This is a genomic window from Plantactinospora endophytica, assembly GCF_016862915.1.
In the GTDB taxonomy this organism is placed as follows: Bacteria; Actinomycetota; Actinomycetes; order Mycobacteriales; family Micromonosporaceae; genus Plantactinospora; species Plantactinospora endophytica.
The window spans coordinates 119245-142502 of the sequence record NZ_BONW01000017.1; the positions used below are offsets into that span (position 1 = coordinate 119245).

The following is a 23258-nucleotide window of genomic DNA, read 5'->3' on the forward strand; positions in this document are numbered from 1 at the left end:
GGCCGTCCTACCCGCCCGGCAGGACCCGCTAGCTCCTGGCCGGGATGAGTTCGTGCCGGACGATGTTCTCCTCCCGGCCGGGGCCGACGCCGACCACGCTGACCCGGGTCCGGCACAGCTCCTCGATCCGGGCCAGGTAGCGGCGGGCGTTCTCCGGCAGCTCCGCCTCGGAACGCGCCTTGGAGATGTCCTCCCACCAGCCGTCCAGCTCCTCGTAGATCGGCTTGGCGTGGTGGATGGCGGTTTGCGTCATCGGCATGTCGTCGTACCGCTCGCCGTCGATCTCGTAGCCGACGCAGATCGGCACCTTCTCCAGGCCGGAGAGGACGTCGAGCTTGGTGACGACCAGGTCGGTGATGCCGTTGAGCCGGACGGCGTACCGGGCGATGACGGCGTCGAACCAGCCGCACCGGCGCTCCCGGCCGGTGGTGGTGCCGTACTCGGCGCCGACCTTGCGCAGGTGCGCGCCGTTGTCGTCGAACAGCTCGGTCGGGAACGGCCCCGACCCGACCCGGGTGGTGTACGCCTTCGTCACCCCGATCACCTGGTTGATCGCGGTCGGCGGGATGCCGGACCCGACACACGCGCCGCCGACCGTCGGGTTGGACGAGGTGACGAACGGGTAGGTGCCGTGGTCCATGTCGAGCATGGTCGCCTGGGCGCCCTCCAGCAGCACCGTCTCGCCCCGGTCCAGGGCGTCCCAGAGGATCACCCGGGTCTCCGCGATGTACGGCCGCAGCCGCTCCGCGTAGCCGAGGTATTCCTCGGTCACCGCGTCGGTGTCCAGCGCCTTGCGGTTGTAGACCTTGAACAGCATCTGGTTCTTCTCGCGCAGCGCGAGTTCCAGCTTCTTGCGCAGGATGCCCGGGTCGAGCAGGTCCTGCACCCGGATGCCCATCCGGGCCACCTTGTCGCCGTACGCCGGGCCGATGCCCCGGCCGGTGGTGCCGATCCGGGCCGAGCCGAGGTATCGCTCGACCACCCGGTCCAGCGCCCGGTGGTGCGGCATGATCAGGTGCGCGTCACCGGAGATCCGCAGCCGGGAGACGTCCACGCCCCGCTCGGCCAACCCGTCGATCTCGGAGATCAGCACCTTCGGGTCGACGACCACCCCGTTGCCGATCACGATCACCGCGCTCGGCGAGAGCGCACCCGAGGGCATCAGGTGCAGTGCGTACTTCTGTCCGTCCGGGGTGACCACCGTGTGCCCGGCGTTGTTGCCACCCGAGTAACGGACGACGTAGTCGACCCGGTCACCCAGCAGGTCGGTAACCTTGCCTTTGCCCTCGTCGCCCCACTGCGCCCCGATGAGCACGATCGCCGGCATCTCTAAACCCGCCTCCAGGGGGCTCGGGTGCCAGGTGGCGACCGCGTGGCGAGCCCGAGGTGTCAGGCTAACAAAAAGTGACGACCCGGCTTACGGAGGCCGGGCTGGCGGCAGGAGGCGACTCCCGGTGTACGACGTGGTATTGCTCACCCTCGCCCCGGGTGAGGACGACCCGGCGGGCTGCGGCACGGGCGGCGACTGCTGCTCGTCCGGTACGGCACCCGAGCGGGGAAACTGCGCGGACACCCCACGGGTACCGGTCCTGGCCTGCGCGGACGCGCTGACCGCCCGGGGCGCCCGGGTGGAGTCGGTGACCGCCCGCTCGGATCGGGAGATCGATGCGGTGCTGGCCCGACTGGACGGTCCGCCCCGGCCGGACGGTCTCGACTGGCCCGATCCGGACGGCAAGACCCGACTCGTCGTCGCTACCGCGAGTGACGGACAGTTACGCGCCGTCATGCGCCGGCTGGTCCGCCGGTACGCCCCGCCGCCCAGCCGCCGCCCGGCCGACCTGGCCGACAACCGGACCGTGCCCGACCTGCCGCCGATCGGCGTACTGCCGTTGGACCCGAGCCGGTCGACGGCGGCCGGTACGCCTCGGGACCTGGCCGGGCAGCTCGGCCTGCCTCGTGAACCGGCGGCGGTCGCCGCGGCGGTACTCGACGGGCGGGTCCGTCGACTCGACCTGCTCCGCAACGACGGTGGCTCGGTCACCCTGGACGGCGCGCTGCTCGGTGCCGCCGACGACGCCGGTACCCCGCTGGCCTGGCGCGGCCGGGTCGAGGTGGACGACACGGTGCTCTCCGGCGGGGACGACCCGCTGCTCGCCGCCGCGATCGGCAACGCGGGCGGCTACGCCGAACTGGGCGACGTACGCCTACTGTCCACGGCGGACCCGGCCGACGGCACGGTCGAGGTCGCGGTCGCCGTACCGGTGGTCGTCCGGTCCCGTTGGGGACGCCGGACGGCCCGCATCGAGGTACGCCGGGCCCGTGGCCGTGCCGTCGCGGTCACGCCCCGGGACCCGGAGGTGCCGTTCCTGGACGACGGGGTGACCGGGACGCTGACCCGCAAGCGATCGTGGTGGATCGAGCCGGGGGCATGGGCAGTGTACGACCGCTGATCTCTTGTGGAAGGCTGTAGGTGGGGACCTCCGTGCCCGGCCGAGGCCGACCGACGGGCTTATCCTCGGGCAGTAGGAGGGAGGTAGGTAGGCCGTGGTGAACAGTCATGGAGACCGGGTGTACGTACCGCCGGGTCAGGTGCCGGCGGCGCCGCAGGAGGCGGAGCCGCTGTGGCCGCCGGACGAGATCGTCGCCGAGCCGCGTGACGAGTCCAATCCGATCAGTTGGGCACCGGCCCCGCCACCGCCGCCGGACGCGACCCCGCCCGGACCGATGGCCGGAGTGCCGCAGCCCGTCGCGCACCAGCCCTACCAGTCCACCCCGCCGTCTCCGGTCCCCGGACCACCTCCCGCGATCCCGGTTCCGCCGGTACCCCACTCGTTCGGCCCGCCGCCGGTCCCGCCCGCGCCACCCGGGCCGCCCGTTCCACAGCCGCCACCCGTTCCGCCGGTGGCCGCCGTACCGGTGCATCCGCCGACGCCGCCGGTGCCGCCACCGCCCGGACCCGCCCCGACCACCGGCACCTCGGCGTCGGTGCCGGCGAACCCGGTGAACGGACCGACCCGGGTCTGGCCGACGATCAGTCCGAGCAACCAGGGCCGGGCGACGGTGGGTACGGGTGAGATCCGCCGTCCCGACGGTGCCGGCCGACCGGAGAACACCGGCAGCCAGGACGTGGTCGGCCGGGCCCGGGCGGAATCGCCGGACCGGTCGACGACCGGCGAGGAGCCGCGTACCGGGAGCACCGGGACGATCGAGCCACGGGCGGCCGGCAAGGCGACCGTCAGCCCGACCGCGGGCAAGGCGACGGTCAGCCCGGTGAGCCCCTCCGCCGGCAAGGCAACCGTCGGGCCGGCCGCCACCGGCAAGGCCACGGTGGGCGCGGCCGCCGGCAAGGCGACTGTCGGCCCGGCGACCGGAGCGATCCCGGCCATCCCGACCAGCGACACGACCTCGACCGACGGACTGACCGCCACCGGTGGCACGGCGACGACGGGTGACGCCGGTACGACCAGCGGGCCGGTGCCGGTCAGCGGTGCGGCCGGCGGCGGTTCCGGGCCGACCGAGCAGCGGGCCGGCGCGACCGAGTCCAGGGTCGGCACGGAGTCCAGGGTCGGCGCGGAGTCCAAGGCTGGCGCCGAGTCCCGGGCCGGCGCGGCGGAGGACGGGTCGGTGTCGGCCGTCGGCGGTTCCGACGGGACGGCCGAGGCCGGTGCGGTGCCGCCGCAGGCCGGTCCGGCCGAGCAGCGGGAACCCGTTCGGGCCGCCGAACCGGCACGCGGCCGGGCGACACTGCCCGCCACCAGCCGACCCCAGCCGGACGGCGGCGGCGTGCCCCGGCCGGCCACCGAGTCACCGTGGGCGCAGCCGCCGCAGCGGCCGGTCGTCCCGCAGCAGGGCACCCCGGCGGTCGTACCCCCGCCGCCGGTCGCACCACCATCGGTCGCGCCGCAGCCGGTGCCACCGCAGCCGGTCACCGGTCCGGAGCCGACGACCGGCTCCGCACCCCCGGTCGGCCCGTATCCGCCCACGATGGGGCCCGGCCCGTACTCGGCGGCGGTGCGTCCGGTGTCGGCCTATCCACCCGGGCCGGGGCCGGCCCCCCAGCATCCGGGACCGCCACCGCCGCCGGTGCCACCGGTCGCGGCGCAGCCGTCGTACCCGCCGCCGACGCCGAACCAGCCCGGGCCGCCGGGTTACCCGAGCCAGCCCGGCTACCCGAGCTACCCGCCCCCGCCGCCGGTACCGGGCCCGCCGCAGTCCGGCTGGGCCCCGCCGCCGCCACCGGTACCGCCGCACCCCGGCGTCACCGACGTGCCGCAGCAGCCGTACGCCGAGTCGCCCGGGGTACAGCGGGTGCCGCCGCAGCAGCCGGTCAACGCCTATCCCGACCCGCTCTGGACGCCGGACTCCGGCACCCCCACGGCGGAGGACTTCGCCCGGCGCCGGGCGGTACGCCCCGCCGACCCGGTCGCGCAGACCGGGATCCGGGCTGCGGTGAACAAGACCACCCTGGGTCTGGTGAAGCTCGCTCCGGGACGGCACGAGCAGGAGATCAAGCAGGACATCGAGATGATCCGCCGGAACTTCGGCGGGCTCCGGCAGGTGACCGTCGTCAACCCCAAGGGCGGTGCCGGCAAGACGGTGGCGATCCTGCTGCTGGCGATGACCTTCGGGCAGAAGCGCGGCGGGTACGTGCTGGCCTGGGACAACAACGAGACGCAGGGCACCCTGGGCATGCGGGCCCAGCAGGACTTCCACTCCCGCACCGTCCGGGACATGCTGCGTGACCTCTACCAGTTCAAGGGCGCACACGGCCGGGTCGGCGACCTGTCGCAGTACGTACGCTCGCAGAGCGAGGGCATGTTCGACGTGCTCGCCTCGGACGAGTCGGCGACCGGTGGCGAGATGCTCACCGCCGCCGCCTTCGCCGAGATCCGCGAGGTGGTCAGCCGGTTCTACAAGTTGATCTTCGTGGACACCGGCAACAACGTCCGGGCCCAGAACTGGCAGGCGGCGATCGACGCCACCGACCAGCTCGTGGTGACCATGTCGGCCCGTAACGACTCCGCCGAGACGGCCGCCCGGATGCTGGACCACCTGGAGCAGAGCGGCCGGCAGCGGCTCGTCCGGCAGGCGGTGACGGTGGTCTCCATGCCGCCGTCCCGCAAGGAGATCGACCTGCCGGCGATCGAGCGGCACTTCGCCGCCCGCACCAGGGCGGTGCTGCTGGCGCCGTACGAGCGGTTGATCGACACCGGCGAGCCGATCCGGTACGCCCAGCTCTCCTCCGCGACCCGGGACGCCTGGCTCAAGATCGCCGCCGCCGTGGCCGAGGGGCTCTGACCTCCGGACACGGCGGCCCCTCGACCCGGCGGTACGCCCGCCCGGCTACGGCGGCTACGGCTCTCGCGCCAGAAAGCGCCCCGGCCGACAGGTCGAAGTCGCGGAGTCAGGCGCTGGAGAGTGCCCCAGGCCGACCGGTCGAAGTCGCGGGCTCGGACGCCGGACAGCGCCCCCGGCTAACAGCTCACAGTCGCGGGCTCAGGTGCCGGAGAGGGCGTCCCCGGCCGCCGGGTCGCAGTCGCGGAGGAACTGCGCGCAGCGGGCCGCCTCGTCGGACTCGCCGATCTCGCCGGCCGCCCGGGACAGCACGTGCAGGCAGCGCAGGAAACCCTGGTTCGGCCCGTGGTTCCACGGCACCGGACCGTGTCCCTTCCAGCCGTTGCGGCGGAGCTGGTCCAGCCCCCGGTGATAGCCGGTGCGGGCGTACGCGTAGGCGGCGACGACCTGGCCGGAGTCGAGCGCCCGCGCGCCCAGCGCCGCCCAGGCCGCACTGAACGTCGGGTGCTGTGCGGCGACCGAGGCGTACGCCTCGTCGGTGTCCGCCGACCGCGCGTCGGCGAGCGCCGCCTCGGCCCCGTCGTCTGCGGGCAGCAGGGTGGCCGGCGGTTCGGGCAAGAGGTTCTGCATCGGACCATTCAACCCGGCCGCCAGCAGCGATGGCGAGCGGGGTGTGTCACGTGGCATGGCTGAACGGCTGATGGATCCGTCACGCGTGCGGCCGGTGCGGTTCGGCCGGGACTGGACTACAAATGGAGGTCCGGAGCCTCCCCAGGACCCGGTAACAGAGAGCCCGGCGACCTGGTGTCGTCGGGCTCTCGCCGATTCCGCCCCATCTGTGGTCGACTTCCCGGTTCCGGGCCGGTTGCCTGGCGGGGGCAAGATGGCAGGGTGCCTACCCCACCGCCCGCAGACGTACTCGAACCGCACGACGACACCGTCGACGAGATCGAGTCCCGCGCGGAACTGGATCTCCACCTCCGGACCGGCAGCCTGGCCGGGCTGACCGTGCAGGGGCTTCGGCTGGATCTCGATCCGGTGCCGGACCTGACCACGGTCGACCTGACCGACACCCTGTTCGCCGGGTGCCGGTTCGTCTCCCGCGAGGTGGAGGCGGAGCTGGTCCGGCGCGGCGCGACCGTGGTGCCGGCGTTCGGGGAGCTGCCGTACCCGACGCACCCGTCCCGGCTCTATGCCGCCGACGAACTGGCCCACGGGTTCGAGACCGACGGCTTCGCCGGGATGTACGACACCGTGGTCTACGAGCACTTCCGGCGGCACGGTGGTGCGCTGCCGGAACTCCGGGAGGCGCTGGCCCAGCGGCTGCACGACCACGCCGTCGACAACGCGCTCGCCGACGCCACCCGGTCCTGGCTGACCCGGCACGGGCCGGCCTCGGTGGTCGGGGTGATGGGCGGGCACGCGGTACCGCGCGGCACTTCGGCGTACCGGTTGGCCGCGACGCTGGGCTGGGAACTGGCCCGGGCCGGTCGGCTGGTGGTGACCGGTGGCGGGCCGGGGGTGATGGAAGCGGCCAACCTGGGCGCCTACCTCGCCGAGCGGTCGGCGGACGAACTCACCTCCGCGATCGACCTGCTGGCCGCCGCGCCGGACTTCACCGACCACGATCCCTACACCGCAGCGGCGCTCCAGGTCCGGGCCCGGTTCGCACCGGCGGTACCGCAGCCCCGCACCGGGAACGGGAACGGGAACGGGCGCCGGGACGCCGACCCGGACCGGTGGGCCCGGCAGGGCGGGCTCGCCATCCCCACCTGGCTGTACGGGCACGAGCCGGCGAACCTCTTCGCCGGCCGGATCGCCAAGTATTTCTCCAACGCGATCCGCGAGGACACCATCCTCCGACTGGCCCGGGGCGGGATCGTCTTCGCCGCCGGCCGGGCCGGCACGGTGCAGGAGGTGTTCCAGGCGGCCACCAAGACGTTCTACGGCACCGACGGCGCCAGCGGTCCGTACGTCTTCCTGGACCGCGCCTTCTGGACCCAGACGCTGCCGATCGAGGCCCTGTTGCGCCCGCTGCTGGCTCTCGCTCCCGCCGGTGACCTGGCCCGTTCGGTGCACGTCACCGACGACGTGCACGAGGCCGTCCGGCTGCTCACCACCGCGCCGTAGCCAGCGGCGACCGCCCGGGACGGGTGGGCCGGCCGGTACCGGAAGTTCCGGCACCGGTCGCGCGGCCCACCCACCGCCGGGTGTTCGCCGGGGTACTACTTGGCCAGCGTCGTACCGGTCGAGCGCAGGTGCTCGCACGCCTCGGCGACCCGCTGCGCCATCCCCGCCTCGGCCGCCTTGCCCCAGACCCGAGGGTCGTACATCTTCTTGTTGCCGACCTCGCCGTCGACCTTCAGCACGCCGTCGTAGTTGCGGAACATGTGGTCCGCGACCGGCCGGGTGAAGGTGTACTGCGTGTCGGTGTCGATGTTCATCTTCACCACGCCGTAGTCGAGCGCCTCGCGGATCTCGGAGAGCAGCGAGCCGGAGCCGCCGTGGAACACCAGGCTGAGCGGCTTGTCGCCCTTGTTGTACTTGGCGCCGACCGCCTGCTGGATCTCGTTGAGGATCTCCGGGCGGAGCTTGACGTTGCCGGGCTTGTAGACGCCGTGCACGTTGCCGAAGGTCAGCGCCGCCATGTAGCGGCCCTTCTCGCCGAGGCCGAGCGCGTCGACCATGGCGATGCCGTCCTCGACGGTGGTGTAGAGCTTCTCGTTGATCGCGTTCTCGACGCCGTCCTCCTCGCCGCCGACCACGCCGACCTCGATCTCCAGCACGATGTGCCCGGCCGCCGCCTCGTCGAGGAGCTGCGCGGCGATTTCGAGGTTCTCCCCGACCGGTACGGCGGAGCCGTCCCACATGTGCGACTGGAACAGCGGCTCCTCGCCGCGCGCCACCCGCTCCTTGGAGATCGCCATCAGCGGCCGGACGAACTTGTCGAGCTTGTCCTTCGGGCAGTGGTCGGTGTGCAGCGCGATGTTGACCGGGTAGTTCTTGGCCACCTCGCGGGCGTACGCGGCGAACGCCGCCGCGCCGGTCACCATGTCCTTGACGGTCGGGCCGGAGAGGTACTCGGCGCCACCGGTCGAGACCTGGACGATGCCGTCGCTCTCCGCGTCGGCGAAACCGCGCAGCGCCGCGTTCAGGGTCTGCGAGGACGTCACGTTGATCGCGGGGTACGCATACCGGCCCGCCTTGGCGCGGTCAAGCATCTCCGCGTAGACCTCGGGGGAAGCGATGGGCATGTGAAACGCTCCTTACTAACCGCTCTCGGCCTGCTCGGCCGCTGTCTGAATGAACCTTCTTCAACCCCCTGCCGGTCCGTCGTGGCCGCAGGTGATGTCGAGGCGCGGGTGCCGCGCGGTTCAGGTTGAAAAGGGTTCGGTGGGTACGCCCGGACCGCGCTGTCCTCCGCCCCGAAGTATCCCGCAGGCCGCTCGCACCACTTCACCCCACCCGGCCCCGGCTCAGCGTTCGGACCGGCCCGGCCAGACGACACCGATCAGCCAGCTCACCACCGCCATCACGATCGCACCGTAGAAGGCCGGCCAGAAGCCGTCGATCTGGAAGGGCAGGTCGAACACGTGCGCGATCCAGTCCGTGAGCAGGAACAGCAGCGCGTTCACGACCAGCGCGAACAGTCCCAGGGTCAGGACGTAGAAGACGCAGCCGACGACGCGGATGATCGGCTTGAGTACCGCGTTGACCACCCCGAAGATGAACGCGACCACGAGTACGGTCAGCGCGTCCTCGCCGGTGGTGCGGCCGGTCAGCTCGATGCCGGGCACCACCAGGCTGGTGACCCACAGCGCAAGTGCGCTGATCACCAGCCTGATCAGGAAGCCCACCGCCACATCGTGGCACGTGACCCGTTCCGGGACGGGCGGTTTAGCCCGGTCCGGGACCGGGCACCGTGCTCCGGGTACGGGCCGTCCGATCAGCCCGTACGGTGGAGAAAGACGCCGACCGGCAGGAGTGGGACATGGGCCAGCCCGACGAGGACTTCGCTCCCGGCGACCACCTCGCCCCGGACGAGCGCGATCCGGAGGCGCCGGCCGAGGACGCCGTGGAGCAGGCGACCGTCGCGGACCCGAACACCGAGGACCAGCCGGAGGTGCAGCGCGGGCTGGAAGTGGACGAGTGGGACGCCCTCGAACAGGCCCGGGTGGTCGGTCCGCAGGACGACGACTACCGCTGAGCCGACGGTCGCGTTACCGCCGAGCCCCCACGACGACTGCCGGCGAGTCGACGGTCGCGTTACCGCCGGGCCGCCGCCGGGAGCGGTAGCGCGTCCAGAGTGTCCGCGAGGGTCGGCGGCGGGCCGGTGATCTCCGCCGATTCGCCCGTTCCGGCGAGCAGCCGGCGGTAGACCCCGGTGAGGATCTCGGCCTGGGCCGTCCAGGTCCAACCGGTCAGCAGCCCCGGCCGGTCGTACGCGGCCCGGTAGCGTTCCCGGTCCGCGAGTACCGCCCGGACGGCGCGGGCGTAGTCGGCCACGTCGCGGGCCCGGAACACCTCGCCCTGCCCGGTCGACCGGACCGTACCGGCCATCGTCTTCACGTCGCTGACCACCAGCGGCAGCCGGGCGTGCGCGTACTCGAAGAACTTGGTGATCAGCGCGATCTCGTGGTTGGGCCAGTGGTGGATCGGAATCGCCCCGGCGTCGGCGCCGGCCAGGAACGGCACCACCTGCCAGTGCGAGACGTACGGCAGCACGTGCACCCGGTCGGCGACTCCGATCTTTCGCGCGTGCGCGACGAGCTTGCGCACGTACTGGAGGTCGGGGTTCACCACCAGCGCGGTGTGTACGCCGGGCAGCTCGGGCAACGCGTCGACCATGGTCCGCAGTCCCCGCTGCTCGGCGGCGCTGCCGCTGTAGACCACCAGCGGCACGTCGAGGCCGAGCCCGCAGCGCTGCCGCAGGTCGGGGACCGAGTCGTCCGACCCGTCCGGCGCGTGTTCGACGGCGGGCGCGTTCAGCACCACCGCCGGCTGTTCGGCGAGCCGGTGCTCGGCCCGGAGCAGGTCCGCCAGCGCGTCGGAGACGGTGACCACGGCGTCGGCGTACGGGGCGTACTCGCGCTCGTGCGCCCGCATGGCGGGCAGCCAGCGGATGTTCGGTTGCCACGGCCGGATGCCCGGCAGGAACTCGTGGGCGTCCCAGACCAGCTTGACCTGTCGACCGGCCGCCTGTGCCCTGATCTTGGCACGAGCGCCGACGCCCAACATCCGGAAGTCGTTGGCGTGGATCAGGTCCGGCGCCAGTTCGTCGACCACCGGCCCGTACGCCAGTTCGTAGTCCCACAGCCCCGGTTCGAGCCGGCGCCAGGCCCCGTCCCCGAGGACCTTCTGCCAGAAGAACGTGTACCCGCGATCCCACGGGTTGCGGTAGCGGCGGGCGTACATGCCCCGGTTGTGCATCTTCGTCCGGACCCAGACCCAACGCCCGGCCAGGTCGGCCACGCCCAGCCGGGCCCGGTGCCAGAGTTCCGCCGCCCGGTTCCGGCGGCCGGCCCGGGCGGCCAGTTCGAGCTGGGCGCCCCGGAACCGCAGGTCCGCCCGCCAGGCGGCGACCTGCTGGGCCCGGTATTCGGCGATCCCGTTCGGCGGGTAGCCGAGCGGCCAGCGCAGCCAGGCCCGCTTGTACTGGTGGCGCTTGCGGAACAGCGGCTCGGGCATCGGCAGCAACCGGACCTGCGCCCCGCCGAGCTGCCAGCTCTGCGCGACCCCGGTCGGCGACCGGCCGAGCAGGACGACCTCCCAGCCGGCGTCCGCCGCCGAGCGGGCCTGCTTCTGCACCCGGGAGTCCCCGTTGACGCCGTTGTCGACAAGCATGACGATCCGGCCCGGCACGCGGCGGCCCGCCGCTCCGGCATCGTCAGGCGTCATCTCGTCTCCGTCCCCGATCCCGGCGGCGCCGGTGCACGCCGCCGGAGCCCCGCGCACCGTCCCACGAACCCGGCGAGTGTACGGGCCGACGCCTGCGACCAGGGCGGGAACCGGGTGACGCGAAGGTGAACAACACGCGTCGGAACCCCGCCCACCGACCGACCCCGTAGCCGCACGGCGGCCGGCCGGGTCGCGGTCGAGACGCCGCAGCCCACCCGCAGGTCGAGCGTGGCGGGCCCGGCGACGAGCCCGGTCAGCGGGTGACGCGGTCGGGATGCCGGACGACCCAGTCGGCCAGGGCGTCCCGCCGGAACGCGTCGAACAGGCTCCGGCTGAGCATCGGGTCCAGGCTCTCCATGCCGCTCCGCCGCCCGGAGTCGGGGTGCAGCGTCCAGCCGATCCCCACCGCGTCGGCGGCGGCGACCGCCCGCAGGGTGGTGAACAGCTCTGCCGGGGTCATCCCGTCGAGGTCGAGGACCAGGTTCCGGCCGAGCGCCCGGACGATCTCCGCGACCCGGACCGGGTTGACGGCGCTGGCCGGGTCGGTGATCTCGTGCAGCAGCGCCTCGGCGAACCGCTGCCCGTTGCGGTCCCGCTCGTGCGCCCCCTGGGCGAGGGCGTACCGCTGGCGCAGCAGGTCCTGCGCGCCGGCACCGTCCAGCTTCTGGCAGCCGGCCGGGAAGACACGCGTGGTGTGGTACGACCGCACCTGCTGGGGCAGGCACACCTTGACCCCGCCGACGGCGTCGGTCACCTCGCGCAGCCCGGTGTAGGTCAGCGTCGCGGTCGCGTCGAAGCGTACGCCGGTCAGCGCGGTGACGGTCCGCTCGGTCAGCGCGGCGCCCGCCGCCAGGTCGGGCCGGTGACCGGGCCGGTGACTGCCGAGGTAGAACGCGGCGCTCAGCTTGCCGAAGCCGTGCCCGGGCACCTCGACGCCGAGATCCCGGGGAAGCGAGACGAGGTAGAGCCGGCTCCGGTCCGCCGGCACGTGCACCACGAGTACGGTGTCCGCGCGGTGGCCGTTGCTCTGCCCGCCTCCGCCGTCGACGCCGAGGACGAGGAAGTTCAGCGGCTCGGCCGGGCCGGTCTGGTCCAGCGCGGGCGGCGGTGCGGCGACCTCCGGCACCGAAGGCGGCGGCCCCACGGTACGGCCGAGCATCGGCAGCGCGAGTACGCCGGTCAGGGCGAGGGCGGCACCGGCGACGGTGGCCGTCCGGCGTAGCCGCCGTCGGCGTACCGCCCGTCGGTCGATCGCGGCGCGCAGCGGCACCGGGTCCGGGGTCAGCGACTCGTGTCGGACGAACGCCGCCCGCAACTCGTCCTCGATCAGGGCCGGGTCCGGACCACCCGGGCCGGTGGCCCCGCGCTGGTCGCCGGACACCTTGATGTCGTCGTCGCTCATGCTCAGGCCTCCACGAATTCGGCACGAAGGGTGGCGAGGGCGCGGGAGATGGCAGACCGGACGGTGCCGACCGCACAGCCGAGCACCTCGGCGATCTCGGCGTCCGGCAGGTCCTCGTAGTAACGGAGTACCAGCGCCGCCCGCTGTCGGCGCGGCAGCCGGGCCAGCCAGGTCCACACCTGGTCCCGCTCCACGGTGGTCTCGGCGTGGTCGACGCGTACGACCACCGCCTCGTCGGGCTCCGCGCGCAGCAGCACCCGCCGCACCCAGGAACCGCGCTGCCAGTCGAGGTACTGGTTGGTCAGCATCCGGCGTACGTACCGTTCCGGAGCGTCGGCACGGGTCACCCGCCGCCAGTTGAGCTGGACCCGCACCATCGTCTCCTGTACGAGATCCTGGGCGAGATGGGGGTCGCCGGTCAGCATCACCGCATAGCGCAGCAGCGCGGTGAGTCTGGAGTCGGCGAACTCCTCGTACGTCACGGACACCTCCGGCCTCTTCCCTAAAGGGACGGTTCGACGGAGTCGAAAGATTGCCGGAGTCACCGAACCAGACGTCCGGTCGGCTCCGGTCGGCCGGTCCCTGCGACGGTAACCGGCCGGTCCGGGCGGGGTAACCGGCTGGTCCCGGCGGCGGTAAATCGACGCGACGGGATGGGTGGTCGACTGTCAGCATGGTGCACGTGTTGATCACCGTGACCACCACCTACCAGCCGGCCACCGACCTGGGCTACCTGCTCGTCAAGCACCCCGACCGGGTGCACACCTTCGAGGTGCCCACCGGTACGGCGTACGTGATGTATCCGGAGGCCGGCACCGAACGCTGCACCGCGGCCCTGCTCCTCGACATCGACCCACTGGCCCTGGCCGGCGGCCGGTCCCGGCGGGGGAAGTCCGGCCGGGGTACCAGCCCGACGCCGGACGGCTTCACCCTCGGCCAGTACGTCAACGACCGGGCGTACGCCGCCTCCAGCCTGCTCTCCTCGGCACTGTCCACCGTGTTCCGGTCGGCGCTGCGCGGCGCCTCGAAGGACCGGCCCGAGTTGGCGGCCACGGCGATCCCGCTGGAGTTGCGGGTGCCGGCGCTGCGCTGCCGGGGCGGTGCCGACCTGGCCGGCAAGCTGTTCGCCCCGCTGGGCTGGACGGTCACCGCCACCCCGATCCCGCTCGACCCGACCCGGCCCGACTGGGGCGACAGCCGGTACGTCGACCTCGTCCTGACCGGTACGCTCCGGCTCGCCGACGCGCTCAACCACCTCTACGTGCTGCTGCCGGTGCTGGACGACGCCAAGCACTACTGGGTCGCGCCGGACGAGATCGAGAAGCTGCTCCGGGCCGGTGCCGGCTGGCTGGCCGAACATCCGGAACGGGGTCTGATCACCCGCCGCTACCTGGCGCACCGCCGGGCGCTGGCCGGTGCCGCGCTGGCCCGGCTGGCCGAGCAGCGGCTCGCGGACGAGCCGGGTGACCCGGACACCGTCGTCGAGACCACCGACGGCGGGGCGGACGAGGAGGCGAACCTGCCGGCGACGGTCGACCGGCAGCCGCTCGCGGCGCTGCGCCGGGCGGCCGTACTCGACGCACTGGACTCCTCTGGTGCCGCCCGGGTCCTCGACCTCGGCTGCGGCGCGGGCGCGCTCCTCACCGACCTGGTCCGGAACCGCCGCTACACCGAGATCGTCGGCACCGACGTGTCGTCCCGGACGCTGGCGGTCGCCGAGCGGCGGCTGCGGCTGGACCGGCTGCCGCCCCGGCAGCGCGACCGGATCAAGCTGTGGCAGTCCGCGCTGACCTACCGGGACGACCGGCTGCGCGGCTTCGACGCCGCCGTACTGATGGAGGTGGTCGAGCACCTCGATCCGCCGCGCCTGCCGGCCCTGGAGGCGGCCGTCTTCGGGCACGCCCGGCCCGGGACGGTGGTCGTGACGACGCCGAACGTCGAGTACAACGTGCGGTACCCCGGACTCACGGCCGGCGGTTTCCGGCACACCGACCACCGGTTCGAGTGGACCCGGGCCGAGTTCGCGGCCTGGGCCGAGGCGGTCGGCGCGCAGCACGGCTACACGGTCACGATCAGCGGCGTCGGCGCGCACGACCCCGAGGTCGGCAGCCCCACCCAACTCGCGCTCTTCACCCTGGCCGCGCCGCCCCCGGCAACCGTCCCGGCGGACACCGGCCGCGCCACCCGCACGACCGGCAACGCGAACGACGACAGCACGACCGGAGACGCGAGAGCCGACAGCACGACCAGTAAGGCGGAAGCCGGGAGCGCGACCGATGGCGCCGACGACAGCACGGTCGGACACGCGATCGGCAGCGCGACCAGCAGCGCGAACGGCGACAGCACGAGCGGTGACGGAGGAGGTTCCCGATGAGCACGCTGGACATTCCCGAGCTGGCCCTGGTGGCCCTGGTCGGCGTCTCGGGCTCGGGCAAGTCGACCTTCGCCCGCCGACACTTCGCGCCGACCCAGGTGCTCTCCTCGGACACCTTCCGGGCGATGGTCGCCGACGACGAGAACGACCAGTCCGCCTCGGGCGACGCCTTCGAGGTCCTGCACCACGTCGCCGGGAAGCGGCTGCGCGCCGGCCGGCTGACCGTGGTGGACGCCACCAACCTCCAGCAGCACGCCCGGGCCGGGCTGGTCACCGTCGCCCGGGAGCACGACGTACTGCCGGTGGCGATCGTGCTGGACGTGCCCGAACCGCTCTGCTGGGAACGTACCCAGGCCCGCCCGGACCGGACGTTCGGCCGGCCCGTACTCGGCCGGATGCAGCGGGACCTGCGGCGCAGCCTCGGACGGCTGGAGCGGGAGGGCTTCCGCAAGGTGCACGTGCTGCGCGGGATCGAGGAGATCGAGTCCGCCGAGATCCGCTACGAGAAGCTGTTCAACGACCGGAAGGAGCTGACCGGGCCGTTCGACATCGTCGGTGACGTGCACGGCTGCCGGGTCGAGCTGGAGGCGCTGCTGGTCCGGCTCGGCTGGACGCTGCACCGGGACGAGGCGGGACGGCCGGTGAACGCGACGCATCCGGAGGGACGTACCGCGATCTTCGTGGGCGACCTGGTCGACCGGGGGCCGGACTCGCCCGGCGTACTCCGGCTGGTGATGGGGATGGTCGGCGCCGGCACCGCACTCTGCGTGCCCGGCAACCACGAGCAGAAGCTGCTGCGCAAGCTGCGCGGCCGCAACGTCACGGTGTCGCACGGCCTGGCCGAGACGCTGGCCCAGCTCGACGCCGAGGAACCCGGCTTCGTCGCCGAGATCTCCGCGTTCGTCGACGGCCTGGTCAGCCACTACGTGCTGGACGGCGGCCGGCTGGTGGTCGCGCACGCCGGGCTCAAGGCCGAATACCAGGGTCGGGCGTCCGGCCGGGTCCGGGCGTTCGCGCTGTTCGGCGAGACGACCGGCGAAACCGACGAGTACGGCCTGCCGGTGCGCTACCCGTGGGCCCGGGACTACCGGGGCTCGGCCACGGTCGTCTACGGCCACACCCCGACCCCGACGCCGGAGTGGGTCAACAACACCATCTGCATCGACACCGGCTGTGTCTTCGGCGGCACGTTGACGGCGCTGCGCTACCCGAGCCGGGAACTCGTCTCGGTGCCGGCGGCGAAGGAGTACTACCCGCCGGCCCGACCGCTGACCGCGACGCCGGCCGGTACGCCAGCGACGCCGGGCGGAGGCCGGTCCGGCGCCGTCGAGCGGGACGACCTCGGGCTGGACCTGCGGGACGTCACCGGGCGACGGCACGTCGACTACGGCTACGGCGCGGTGACCGTACCGGCCGAGAACGCCGCCGCCGCGCTGGAGGTGATGAGCCGGTTCGCCGTCGACCCGCGCTGGCTGCCCTGGCTGCCGCCGACCATGGCGCCCTGCTCCACCTCGACGCTGGAGGGCTTCCTGGAGCATCCGGCGCAGGCGTTCGAGGACTACCGCAAGGCCGGGGTCGACCGGGTGGTGTGCGAGGAGAAGCACATGGGCTCGCGGGCGGTGGTGCTGGTCTGCCGGGACGAGGTCGACCCGTCGGCACCGGCGACCGCCGGCCGGTTCGGGCCGGGCGACGGGGTGGTCTACACCCGGACCGGCCGGCCGTTCTTCGGCGGCGACCGGGACCGGGAACTGCTGTCCCGGGTACGCGCCGCCGTCGGCAGTGCGGGGCTGTGGGCCGAACTCGACACCGACTGGCTGCTGCTGGACTGCGAACTGCTGCCCTGGTCGGCCAAGGCCGGCAACCTGATCCGGGAGCAGTACGCGGGCGTCGGCGCGGCGGGACGGGCCGCGCTGCCGGCCGTACTCGCGGCGCTGGACCAGGCGGCCGGGCGGGACCTGCCGGTTGCCGAGTTGCGGGCCCGGATGGCTCGCCGGGCGACCGACCTGAGCCGGTACACCGAGGCGTACCAGAGCTACGTGCGGCCGACCGACGGCCTCGCCGGGGTGACCCTGGCGCCGTTCGCCGTGCTCGCCGGCGAGGGCGCCTCGTACGCCGACCGGGACCACGGCTGGCACCTGGCGCTGGCCGACCGGCTGCACGCGGCCGATCCGGAGCTGTTCACTCCGACCCGGCGCCGGGTGGTGGAGTTGGGGGACCCGGCGGCGGAGGCGGCGGCCACCGACTGGTGGTTGGAGCTGACCGCAGCCGGCGGCGAGGGGATGGTGGTGAAGCCGTACGCCGGGCTCGGCGCCCGGGACGCCGACGGTCGGCTGCTCCAGCCCGGTGTGAAGTGTCGTGGCCGGAACTACCTGCGGATCATCTACGGCCCGGAGTACGCCGAACCGGACCAGTTGGCCGTTCTGCGGCACCGGTCGCTGGGGCGTAAGCGGGGGCTGGCCCTGCGCGAGCACGGGCTCGGCCTGGCCGCGCTGGACCGGCTGGCCGAGGGCGCCCCGCTGTGGCGACGGCACGAGCTGGTCTTCGCGATCCTCGCCTGCGAGTCGGAACCGGTCGATCCCCGACTCTAGGTCCGGACGCATCGCAGGTTCCAGACGCTTCGCGTAAGCGGGAGATTGAACGTGACGCGCGCCGGCCGGTCGGCGGTTCGGGAGATGTTCTGCCCGATTCCGTCCTGATCCGGCCGGCGCCGGCATCACTCGCCGGCTGCCGGGAAGGTCCGCCTAGACTGCTGTGGTACCCGCCACCATGCTGGCGGCCCTTCACCGCGCCATGCCGAGAGTTCCGGAGGTCTCCTCGTGCCGACGCCCACCACCACGCTGGCTCTGGGTCCGGATTGGCTGGATCCGGAGTGGTTGATCTCGACCTTCGGGCTGCTCGGCATCCTGGCCATCGTCTTCGCCGAGTCCGGGCTGCTGATCGGCTTCTTCCTGCCCGGCGACTCGCTGCTGTTCACGGCCGGGCTGCTGACCGCCGACGGCGAGTACATCACCTACCCGCTGTGGCTGGTCTGCCTGCTGATCACCATCGCGGCGATCGCCGGTGACCAGGTCGGGTACGCGTTCGGCAAGAAGGTCGGGCCCGCGCTGTTCCGCCGGCCCAACTCCAAGCTGTTCAAGCAGGAGAACCTGATCAAGGCGCACGAGTTCTTCGAGAAGTACGGCGCCCGTTCGGTGGTACTGGCCCGGTTCGTGCCGATCGTCCGTACCTTCACCCCGATCGTCGCCGGGGTCAGCGGGATGCGCTACCGCACGTTCGTGATCTACAACGTGATCGGCGGCATCCTCTGGGGTACCGGCGTCACGGTGCTCGGCTTCTTCCTCGGCCAGATCCCGTTCGTCAAGGCGAACATCGAGCTGATCCTGATCGCCATCGTCTTCGTCTCGGTGGTCCCGATCATCATCGAGCTGCTCCGGGCCCGGCTGGCCGCCAAGCGCGGCACCACCTCGGCCGAGCGGGCCGAACTGGAGCACGCCGCCCAGGAGGCCCAGCGCCACCGCCAGGGCTACTAGGACTGTTCCGGGTCGGCGCGCCGCCAGAACTGTGTCGGCGACCCGGCGGCCCGGGAGGGGCGACCGACGAGATGCCGGCGAGGGTCGGCAGAACGGCGCGACCGGCTCACACGCTGGTCGCGCCGTCGGCTATCCGGGCGAGGAACTCGGCGGGCAGCTCCGGCAGGTCGGCCAGGCGCCCGGCGGCCAGCGCCCGGTACGTCAGCCGGGCCGCCTCCTCCAGGTTGGCGGCCCGCTTGTGCGCCAGCTCGACGCTGTCAGCCAGCACGGAGCAGCCGTGCCGGCTCAGGACCAGGCAGTTGGTGCCGTCCCGGGACGCGTCGGCGGCCAGTTCGGCAAGCTCGGTGGTGCCCGGCGACCGGAACGGCACCCGGGCCACCCGGCGCAGGTAGAAGCCGTGGTCGGTGGTGACCAGCCGGACCTGTTCGTCAAGCGCGTCGAGCAGCAGCACGGTCTGCGGGTGCAGGTGCACGATCGCGTTCACGTCCGGCCGGGCCCGGTAGGTGGCGAGGTGCAACTCGACCTCGCTGGTCGGCAGGATCGCCGGCCTCGACCGCCCGCCCGGCGGCATCGCGTCGGCGGAGTCGGAGTCGGCGGCAGCGGCAGCGGCAGCGGGCATGGTGACGGAACCCGTCCTGCCACCGGCGCCCGGACCCCGTGGCGCGGGCAGCGCCGTACCAGCCGGGAGGGTGGTGCCGTCCTGGCGAGTGGACCCGTCCGGGTACGGCGAATCGTCCGAGTGGAACGGATCGTCCGTGAGGACGGAACCATCCGATATGCACACCCGGACGAAGGAGGAGCGGTCAAGCCGATCCAGCCAGGTGCCGCCAGCGGTCACCCAGCACGAGTCGCCGTCGGGCAGCCGGGCGGACAGGTTGCCGCCGGAACCGACCACAAGACCGGTCCGGACGACGTCCTGTCCGACGTACGTGAGCTGATCCCGAAGGTCACCCCGCAGATAGTTCACGCCGGAAGCCCGCCCCGCCCCACCGCGTCATCAGCGGCTGGACCGTCTGGCGCCGTCCTGCACAGGGCGGACACCAGACGGGCCGGACCCTGATTCAGCGGGCCTTCTTCGTGGCCCGCTTACGCGGCGGGGTCAGCAGATCGGCGATCGTCGCGATCGCCGTCGGCACCAGTCGGTAGTACGCCCACACGCCCCGCTTCTCCCGCTCCAGCAAGCCGGCTTCGGTGAGGATACGGAGGTGGTGGCTGACCGTCGGCTGGGAGAGGCCAAGCGGCGCGGTGAGGTCACACACGCACGCTTCGCCCTCCGGTGCCGACTGGATCAGGCTGAGCAGTCGAAGCCGAGCGGGGTCGGCAAGGGCCTTGAGGACCCCCGCCAGCCGCTCAGCGTCGGCGCGCTCGATCGGCTCGCCGGCAAGCGGCGAGATCTGAGGCATAGTCATTTCGGCCAACGCAGTTCCCACGTATTCCATCCTTCCACCAGCAGCATCGACCCGCCTGCATATCAGCAGATCCGAATCGGCAAACTTTTAGGCCACTAGGCCGAGGTCAGCCAACGTATAGGCTGCCCGGTATGGCAATCCGGCGGCTCGTACGGCGTCGCCCGCACCACGATCAACAATAACCGCCACACCCACCACCTCGGCTCCGGCCTCCCGTAACGCCTCCACTGCGGTCAGCACACTGCCTCCCGTCGTCGAGGTGTCCTCCACCGCCAACACCCGCCGACCACTAACCTCCGGACCTTCGATCCGGCGCTGTAGACCATGCGCCTTGCCGGCCTTGCGCACCACGAAGGCATCGAGTCGACGCTCCGCCGCCGAAGCGGCGTGCAGCATCGACACGGCGATCGGGTCCGCACCCAACGTCAGGCCGCCAACGGCGTCGTAGTTCCAGTCCGCCGTGAGGTCGAGCATGGTCCGGCCGACCAACGGTGCCGCCGCGTGATGCAGCGTCACGCGGCGCAAGTCGACGTACCAGTCCGCCTCACGACCCGAGGACAGCACCACCCGCCCGTGCACGACGGCGAGGTCAGTGATGAATTTACGCAGGTCGTCGTGGTCCCCCATGGCCGGTAAGGGTACTGCGCCAAGGTGAGAGCCGAATGGCCGACCCGGGAACGGGGCCGTTCGCGTCGGTCTGACGGTGGCCGATGGGACGAAAAATCGGCTACTCTCCGCACTGAATCTTGCCCGGGCTCGGGCGTCTCACACCCGCCGTCGAAGCGCCGGATCGCCGCCCCGGAGCCGGATCACAACTCTCCGCGACCGGTCCGACCCCGGGCGTCCTTGGCCACCGCCCGCCAGACCCGGCCCGGTGCGTGCCGCAGACCGAAGACCGCCACCTTGTACTTCCAGTCCGGCACGCTGACCATCCGGTCCCGATCCAGGTCACGAAGGGCGTCCCGCACCACGTCGTCGGCGCGCAGCCAGAGCCACTCGGGCGTCTTCGTCATGTTGATGCCGGCCCGGTCGTGGAACTCGGTACGCGTGTAGCCCGGGCAGAGTGCCAGCACCCGTACGCCCATCGGCCGGACCGACTGGGCGACCGATTCGCTGAAGTTGGTCACCCACGCCTTGCTGGCCGGGTACGTCGATCCGGGCATGACCGGCCCGAAGCCGGCGACGGAAGAGACATTTATCACTGCCCCGTGCCGCCGCTCGGTCATCCCGGGCAGGGCGGCGAGGGTCAGCCGCAGTACGGCGTGCACGTTCAGCCGGAGCAGCCGGGACTCGTCGGCGACCGTCGACCGCACGAACGAGCGGTTGAGGCTGATCCCGGCGCTGTTCACCAGCATGTCGACCGGGGCCGACGCGTCGGCGAGCCGGGCCTCGACCAGGCCGCAACCCTCGTCGGTGGCGAGGTCGGCCGGCAGCACGTCGACCCGGTTGCCGTGTCGGGCAATCAGCTCGGCGGCGGCTTCCGCGAGCCGCTCACCGTCCCGGGCCACCAGCAGCAGGTCGTACCCGTCGGCGGCGAGTCGTCGCGCGAACGCGGCGCCGATGCCGGCGGTGGCCCCGGTGACCAGTGCCCGGCGCGCTCCGTCCCGTCCCGCTCCGGACGGCCGACCGGCGTCGGATCCGCTGCCCTGCGGGGGAACGTCTGCTGCCACGGACTTCCTCACCTCGACGACGTCACTGGCGTACGGCGGGACACGGCACGGGTCGGGGCGGGGCCGCGACGCGGCTTCGACCGTGCGGTGGCACCAGCGGTACCGCCGGACCAGCCGCACCGCTCCCACAACGTAGCCGAGTGTCCGGGACCGGAAAAGCCCGCCGCCGCGTGGCGTACGGGCTTCGCTCGCCTGGCCGGCGCGGTCGACGACCGGCGGCCGGACGCACCGGATCCCCCGGCGGCCGGTGCCGACCGGGGGATCCGGGCCGTCGGGATCAGCTCCCCGGCGGGTTGGTCGGCGGGTTCGTGGGCGGGTTGGTCGGCGGGTACTGCGGGTACCCCGGGTCGGTGCCGTAGGTCGGCGACTGGCCCGGATAGGGCGGCTGGCCCGGGTACGCCGTACCCGGTACCGGCGGCTCCCAGCCGACCGGCTGCTTGCGGAAGAACTCGTTCGACGCCGGCAACGCGAGCAGGATGATCGCGGCGATCAGCGCCAACAGGGCGATGATCGAGAAGGTCAGCGAGAGCGGCCCGCTCCAGGACGGCAGCTCCGCCTCGAGCCGGCGCTGGACCTCGGCCGGGTCCGGGGAGTCCCCTGTGGAACCGCTGCCGACGCCCAACCCGGAGAGCGCCGAGCCGACGACGTTGCCCCCGGCGCAACAGACGCCCAGCCCGGCCACCACCCAGGTGGCGATCCGGGCGCCGTTGCGCCCCTGCGCGGTCAGCAGGCCGAGCACCACCAGGCCGAGGCCGACCAGCAGTTGCACGCCCGCGCCGAACGCGCTGGCGCCGACGACGATGCCCTCGGACCCCTCGGCGGGCGTGCCGGCGTACGCCTCCCGGTAGACCGTGGAGACGGTGCCGAGGACGGCGAAGCCGATCGCCGCGACCACGGCGAACAGGGCGCCCGTCAGATAGAGCAGGTAGGTGGCGATGGTGACTGTGCCTGGGCGCGGCCTCACGGTCGGCGCAGGTTGTGCGGGTACCGACACGGCTCTCCTTTCCTGGCTCGGGTTCCCGGCGCGGGTTCCCGGGATCGGTCTGTGCGGGATCGGGTGTTCCCGGATTCAACTTCCCAGATTCCGGACCACCGTATCGGTACGGGTCTCGCCGAGCCGGGCCGAACCGCCGCCGGCAGCCCGGCCCGGCCCCGGATCCGTTCCCGCCGCCCCGGCCGACCCTCCTGCTGCCCCGTACCCGTCAGTCCTGGTCGAGGCGGGCGGCGGCGTACTCGCCCAGGGTGGTCTGGTCCATCAGGCAGCCGCTGAAGGTGGTCAGCTCGGCCGGATCGTCGAGCAGTCCCCGCCAGGCTGTCCGGGCCGCCGCCGGGTCCAGCCGGTCGAGGAGCGTGACCGCGTACGCCCTGCCGGCGGCCGAGCCGTTGGCCAGCAGCCAGCCCAGCCGGCCACGGATCTCGTCGGCCCGTTCCGGCGGTTGCGCCGCCACCGTCCGGTACGCCTCGGTCGGTGGCAGCACCTGTCCCGCCAGGCCCACTCCGCCGAACGCGACGACGTCGGCGCCGGCCAACTCGCGCAGCGCCGCCGCCAACTCGTCGACGCGTTCCGGCTGTTCCCGCTGTACCGGCCGCTCCGGCCGTTCCGGCAACTCGGTCATCACCCAATGGTCACCCGGACCGGCCGGAAGCGCCCGCCGGCAGTCCGGTGGGCGGGCTGCCGGC

Annotated in this window: 20 protein-coding genes and 1 pseudogene; 7 read left to right on the forward strand and 14 right to left on the reverse strand. The window is 72.8% G+C overall.

Features of this window, described 5'->3' with window-relative positions; all coding sequences use genetic code 11:
• Positions 1 to 28 precede the first annotated feature (28 nt).
• The gene (locus tag Pen02_RS18950; protein ID WP_203867416.1) at positions 29 to 1327 is read right to left on the reverse strand and encodes an adenylosuccinate synthase; all 1299 of its coding nucleotides are present in this window, start codon (positions 1325 to 1327) and stop codon (positions 29 to 31) included.
• A 127-nt stretch (positions 1328 to 1454) separates the two neighbouring features.
• Here Pen02_RS18950 and Pen02_RS18955 point away from each other — a divergent pair, with 127 nt between their 5' ends.
• On the forward strand, positions 1455 to 2450 hold the full coding sequence (locus Pen02_RS18955) for a diacylglycerol kinase family protein (protein ID WP_203867417.1): 996 nt from the start codon (positions 1455 to 1457) through the stop codon (positions 2448 to 2450).
• Positions 2451 to 3624: 1174 nt separating this feature from the next.
• Positions 3625 to 5298 carry a MinD/ParA family ATP-binding protein gene (locus Pen02_RS43000; RefSeq protein ID WP_372445630.1) on the forward strand — a complete coding sequence of 558 codons (1674 nt, stop codon included), beginning with the start codon at positions 3625 to 3627 and terminating at the stop codon, positions 5296 to 5298.
• Positions 5299 to 5496: 198 nt separating this feature from the next.
• Here the strand turns inward: Pen02_RS43000 and Pen02_RS18965 are convergent, their stop codons facing one another.
• Complete coding sequence (locus Pen02_RS18965) at positions 5497 to 5925, reverse strand: DUF3151 domain-containing protein (protein WP_203867418.1); 429 nt, start codon at positions 5923 to 5925, stop codon at positions 5497 to 5499.
• A gap of 261 nt (positions 5926 to 6186) precedes the next feature.
• Here Pen02_RS18965 and Pen02_RS18970 point away from each other — a divergent pair, with 261 nt between their 5' ends.
• Positions 6187 to 7425: an LOG family protein gene (locus Pen02_RS18970; RefSeq protein WP_203867419.1), complete on the forward strand. Its 1239-nt coding sequence runs from the start codon at positions 6187 to 6189 to the stop codon at positions 7423 to 7425.
• Between the two features lie 95 nt (positions 7426 to 7520).
• On the opposite strand, the gene fbaA is transcribed toward Pen02_RS18970, so the two are convergent.
• The gene (gene fbaA, locus Pen02_RS18975) at positions 7521 to 8549 is read right to left on the reverse strand and encodes a class II fructose-bisphosphate aldolase (protein WP_203867420.1); all 1029 of its coding nucleotides are present in this window, start codon (positions 8547 to 8549) and stop codon (positions 7521 to 7523) included.
• 222 nt (positions 8550 to 8771) lie between these two features.
• A complete protein-coding gene (locus Pen02_RS18980) occupies positions 8772 to 9152 on the reverse strand; it encodes a phage holin family protein (RefSeq protein ID WP_203867421.1) in 381 nt (126 codons plus the stop codon).
• A 101-nt stretch (positions 9153 to 9253) separates the two neighbouring features.
• Between Pen02_RS18980 and Pen02_RS18985 the strand changes: the two genes are divergently transcribed.
• Entirely contained in the window at positions 9254 to 9502 is a 249-nt protein-coding gene (locus Pen02_RS18985; RefSeq protein ID WP_372445626.1) for a hypothetical protein, read from the forward strand.
• A gap of 59 nt (positions 9503 to 9561) precedes the next feature.
• Here Pen02_RS18985 and Pen02_RS18990 read toward each other — a convergent pair whose 3' ends face one another.
• The 3 genes from Pen02_RS18990 to Pen02_RS19000 all read right to left on the reverse strand — a co-directional run bounded on the left by Pen02_RS18990 (position 9562) and on the right by Pen02_RS19000 (position 13077).
• The gene (locus tag Pen02_RS18990; protein WP_203867501.1) at positions 9562 to 11139 is read right to left on the reverse strand and encodes a glycosyltransferase family 4 protein; all 1578 of its coding nucleotides are present in this window, start codon (positions 11137 to 11139) and stop codon (positions 9562 to 9564) included.
• 307 nt (positions 11140 to 11446) lie between these two features.
• Complete coding sequence (locus Pen02_RS18995) at positions 11447 to 12595, reverse strand: LCP family protein (protein WP_203867422.1); 1149 nt, start codon at positions 12593 to 12595, stop codon at positions 11447 to 11449.
• A gap of 2 nt (positions 12596 to 12597) precedes the next feature.
• On the reverse strand, positions 12598 to 13077 hold the full coding sequence (locus Pen02_RS19000) for a SigE family RNA polymerase sigma factor (protein WP_203867502.1): 480 nt from the start codon (positions 13075 to 13077) through the stop codon (positions 12598 to 12600).
• 200 nt (positions 13078 to 13277) lie between these two features.
• Between Pen02_RS19000 and Pen02_RS19005 the strand changes: the two genes are divergently transcribed.
• The 3 genes from Pen02_RS19005 to Pen02_RS19015 all read left to right on the forward strand — a co-directional run bounded on the left by Pen02_RS19005 (position 13278) and on the right by Pen02_RS19015 (position 18499).
• Complete coding sequence (locus tag Pen02_RS19005; RefSeq protein WP_203867503.1) at positions 13278 to 14969, forward strand: 3' terminal RNA ribose 2'-O-methyltransferase Hen1; 1692 nt, start codon at positions 13278 to 13280, stop codon at positions 14967 to 14969.
• Positions 14966 to 17557 (forward strand): polynucleotide kinase-phosphatase, encoded by a 2592-nt coding sequence (locus tag Pen02_RS19010; protein WP_203867423.1) that lies wholly within the window; start codon positions 14966 to 14968, stop codon positions 17555 to 17557. Before Pen02_RS19005 ends, Pen02_RS19010 begins: the two co-directional genes overlap by 4 nt.
• 228 nt (positions 17558 to 17785) lie before the next feature.
• Entirely contained in the window at positions 17786 to 18499 is a 714-nt protein-coding gene (locus Pen02_RS19015; RefSeq protein ID WP_203867424.1) for a DedA family protein, read from the forward strand.
• A gap of 106 nt (positions 18500 to 18605) precedes the next feature.
• On the opposite strand, the gene Pen02_RS43005 is transcribed toward Pen02_RS19015, so the two are convergent.
• The 7 genes and pseudogenes from Pen02_RS43005 to Pen02_RS19045 all read right to left on the reverse strand — a co-directional run bounded on the left by Pen02_RS43005 (position 18606) and on the right by Pen02_RS19045 (position 23194).
• The gene (locus Pen02_RS43005; RefSeq protein ID WP_372445631.1) at positions 18606 to 19118 is read right to left on the reverse strand and encodes a class II aldolase/adducin family protein; all 513 of its coding nucleotides are present in this window, start codon (positions 19116 to 19118) and stop codon (positions 18606 to 18608) included.
• A 144-nt stretch (positions 19119 to 19262) separates the two neighbouring features.
• A pseudogene (locus tag Pen02_RS43010) lies at positions 19263 to 19466 on the reverse strand (class II aldolase/adducin family protein); the annotation flags it as partial.
• A gap of 94 nt (positions 19467 to 19560) precedes the next feature.
• Positions 19561 to 19938: an ArsR/SmtB family transcription factor gene (locus Pen02_RS19025; protein WP_007073957.1), complete on the reverse strand. Its 378-nt coding sequence runs from the start codon at positions 19936 to 19938 to the stop codon at positions 19561 to 19563.
• 57 nt (positions 19939 to 19995) lie between these two features.
• On the reverse strand, positions 19996 to 20535 hold the full coding sequence (gene pyrE, locus Pen02_RS19030) for an orotate phosphoribosyltransferase (RefSeq protein ID WP_203867426.1): 540 nt from the start codon (positions 20533 to 20535) through the stop codon (positions 19996 to 19998).
• 182 nt (positions 20536 to 20717) lie between these two features.
• Entirely contained in the window at positions 20718 to 21494 is a 777-nt protein-coding gene (locus Pen02_RS19035; protein ID WP_239140955.1) for an SDR family NAD(P)-dependent oxidoreductase, read from the reverse strand.
• 361 nt (positions 21495 to 21855) lie between these two features.
• Positions 21856 to 22542 (reverse strand): hypothetical protein, encoded by a 687-nt coding sequence (locus Pen02_RS19040; RefSeq protein WP_203867428.1) that lies wholly within the window; start codon positions 22540 to 22542, stop codon positions 21856 to 21858.
• 238 nt (positions 22543 to 22780) lie between these two features.
• Positions 22781 to 23194, reverse strand: coding sequence for a hypothetical protein (locus tag Pen02_RS19045; RefSeq protein ID WP_203867429.1), 414 nt, complete (start codon positions 23192 to 23194; stop codon positions 22781 to 22783).
• Positions 23195 to 23258: the final 64 nt, after the last annotated feature.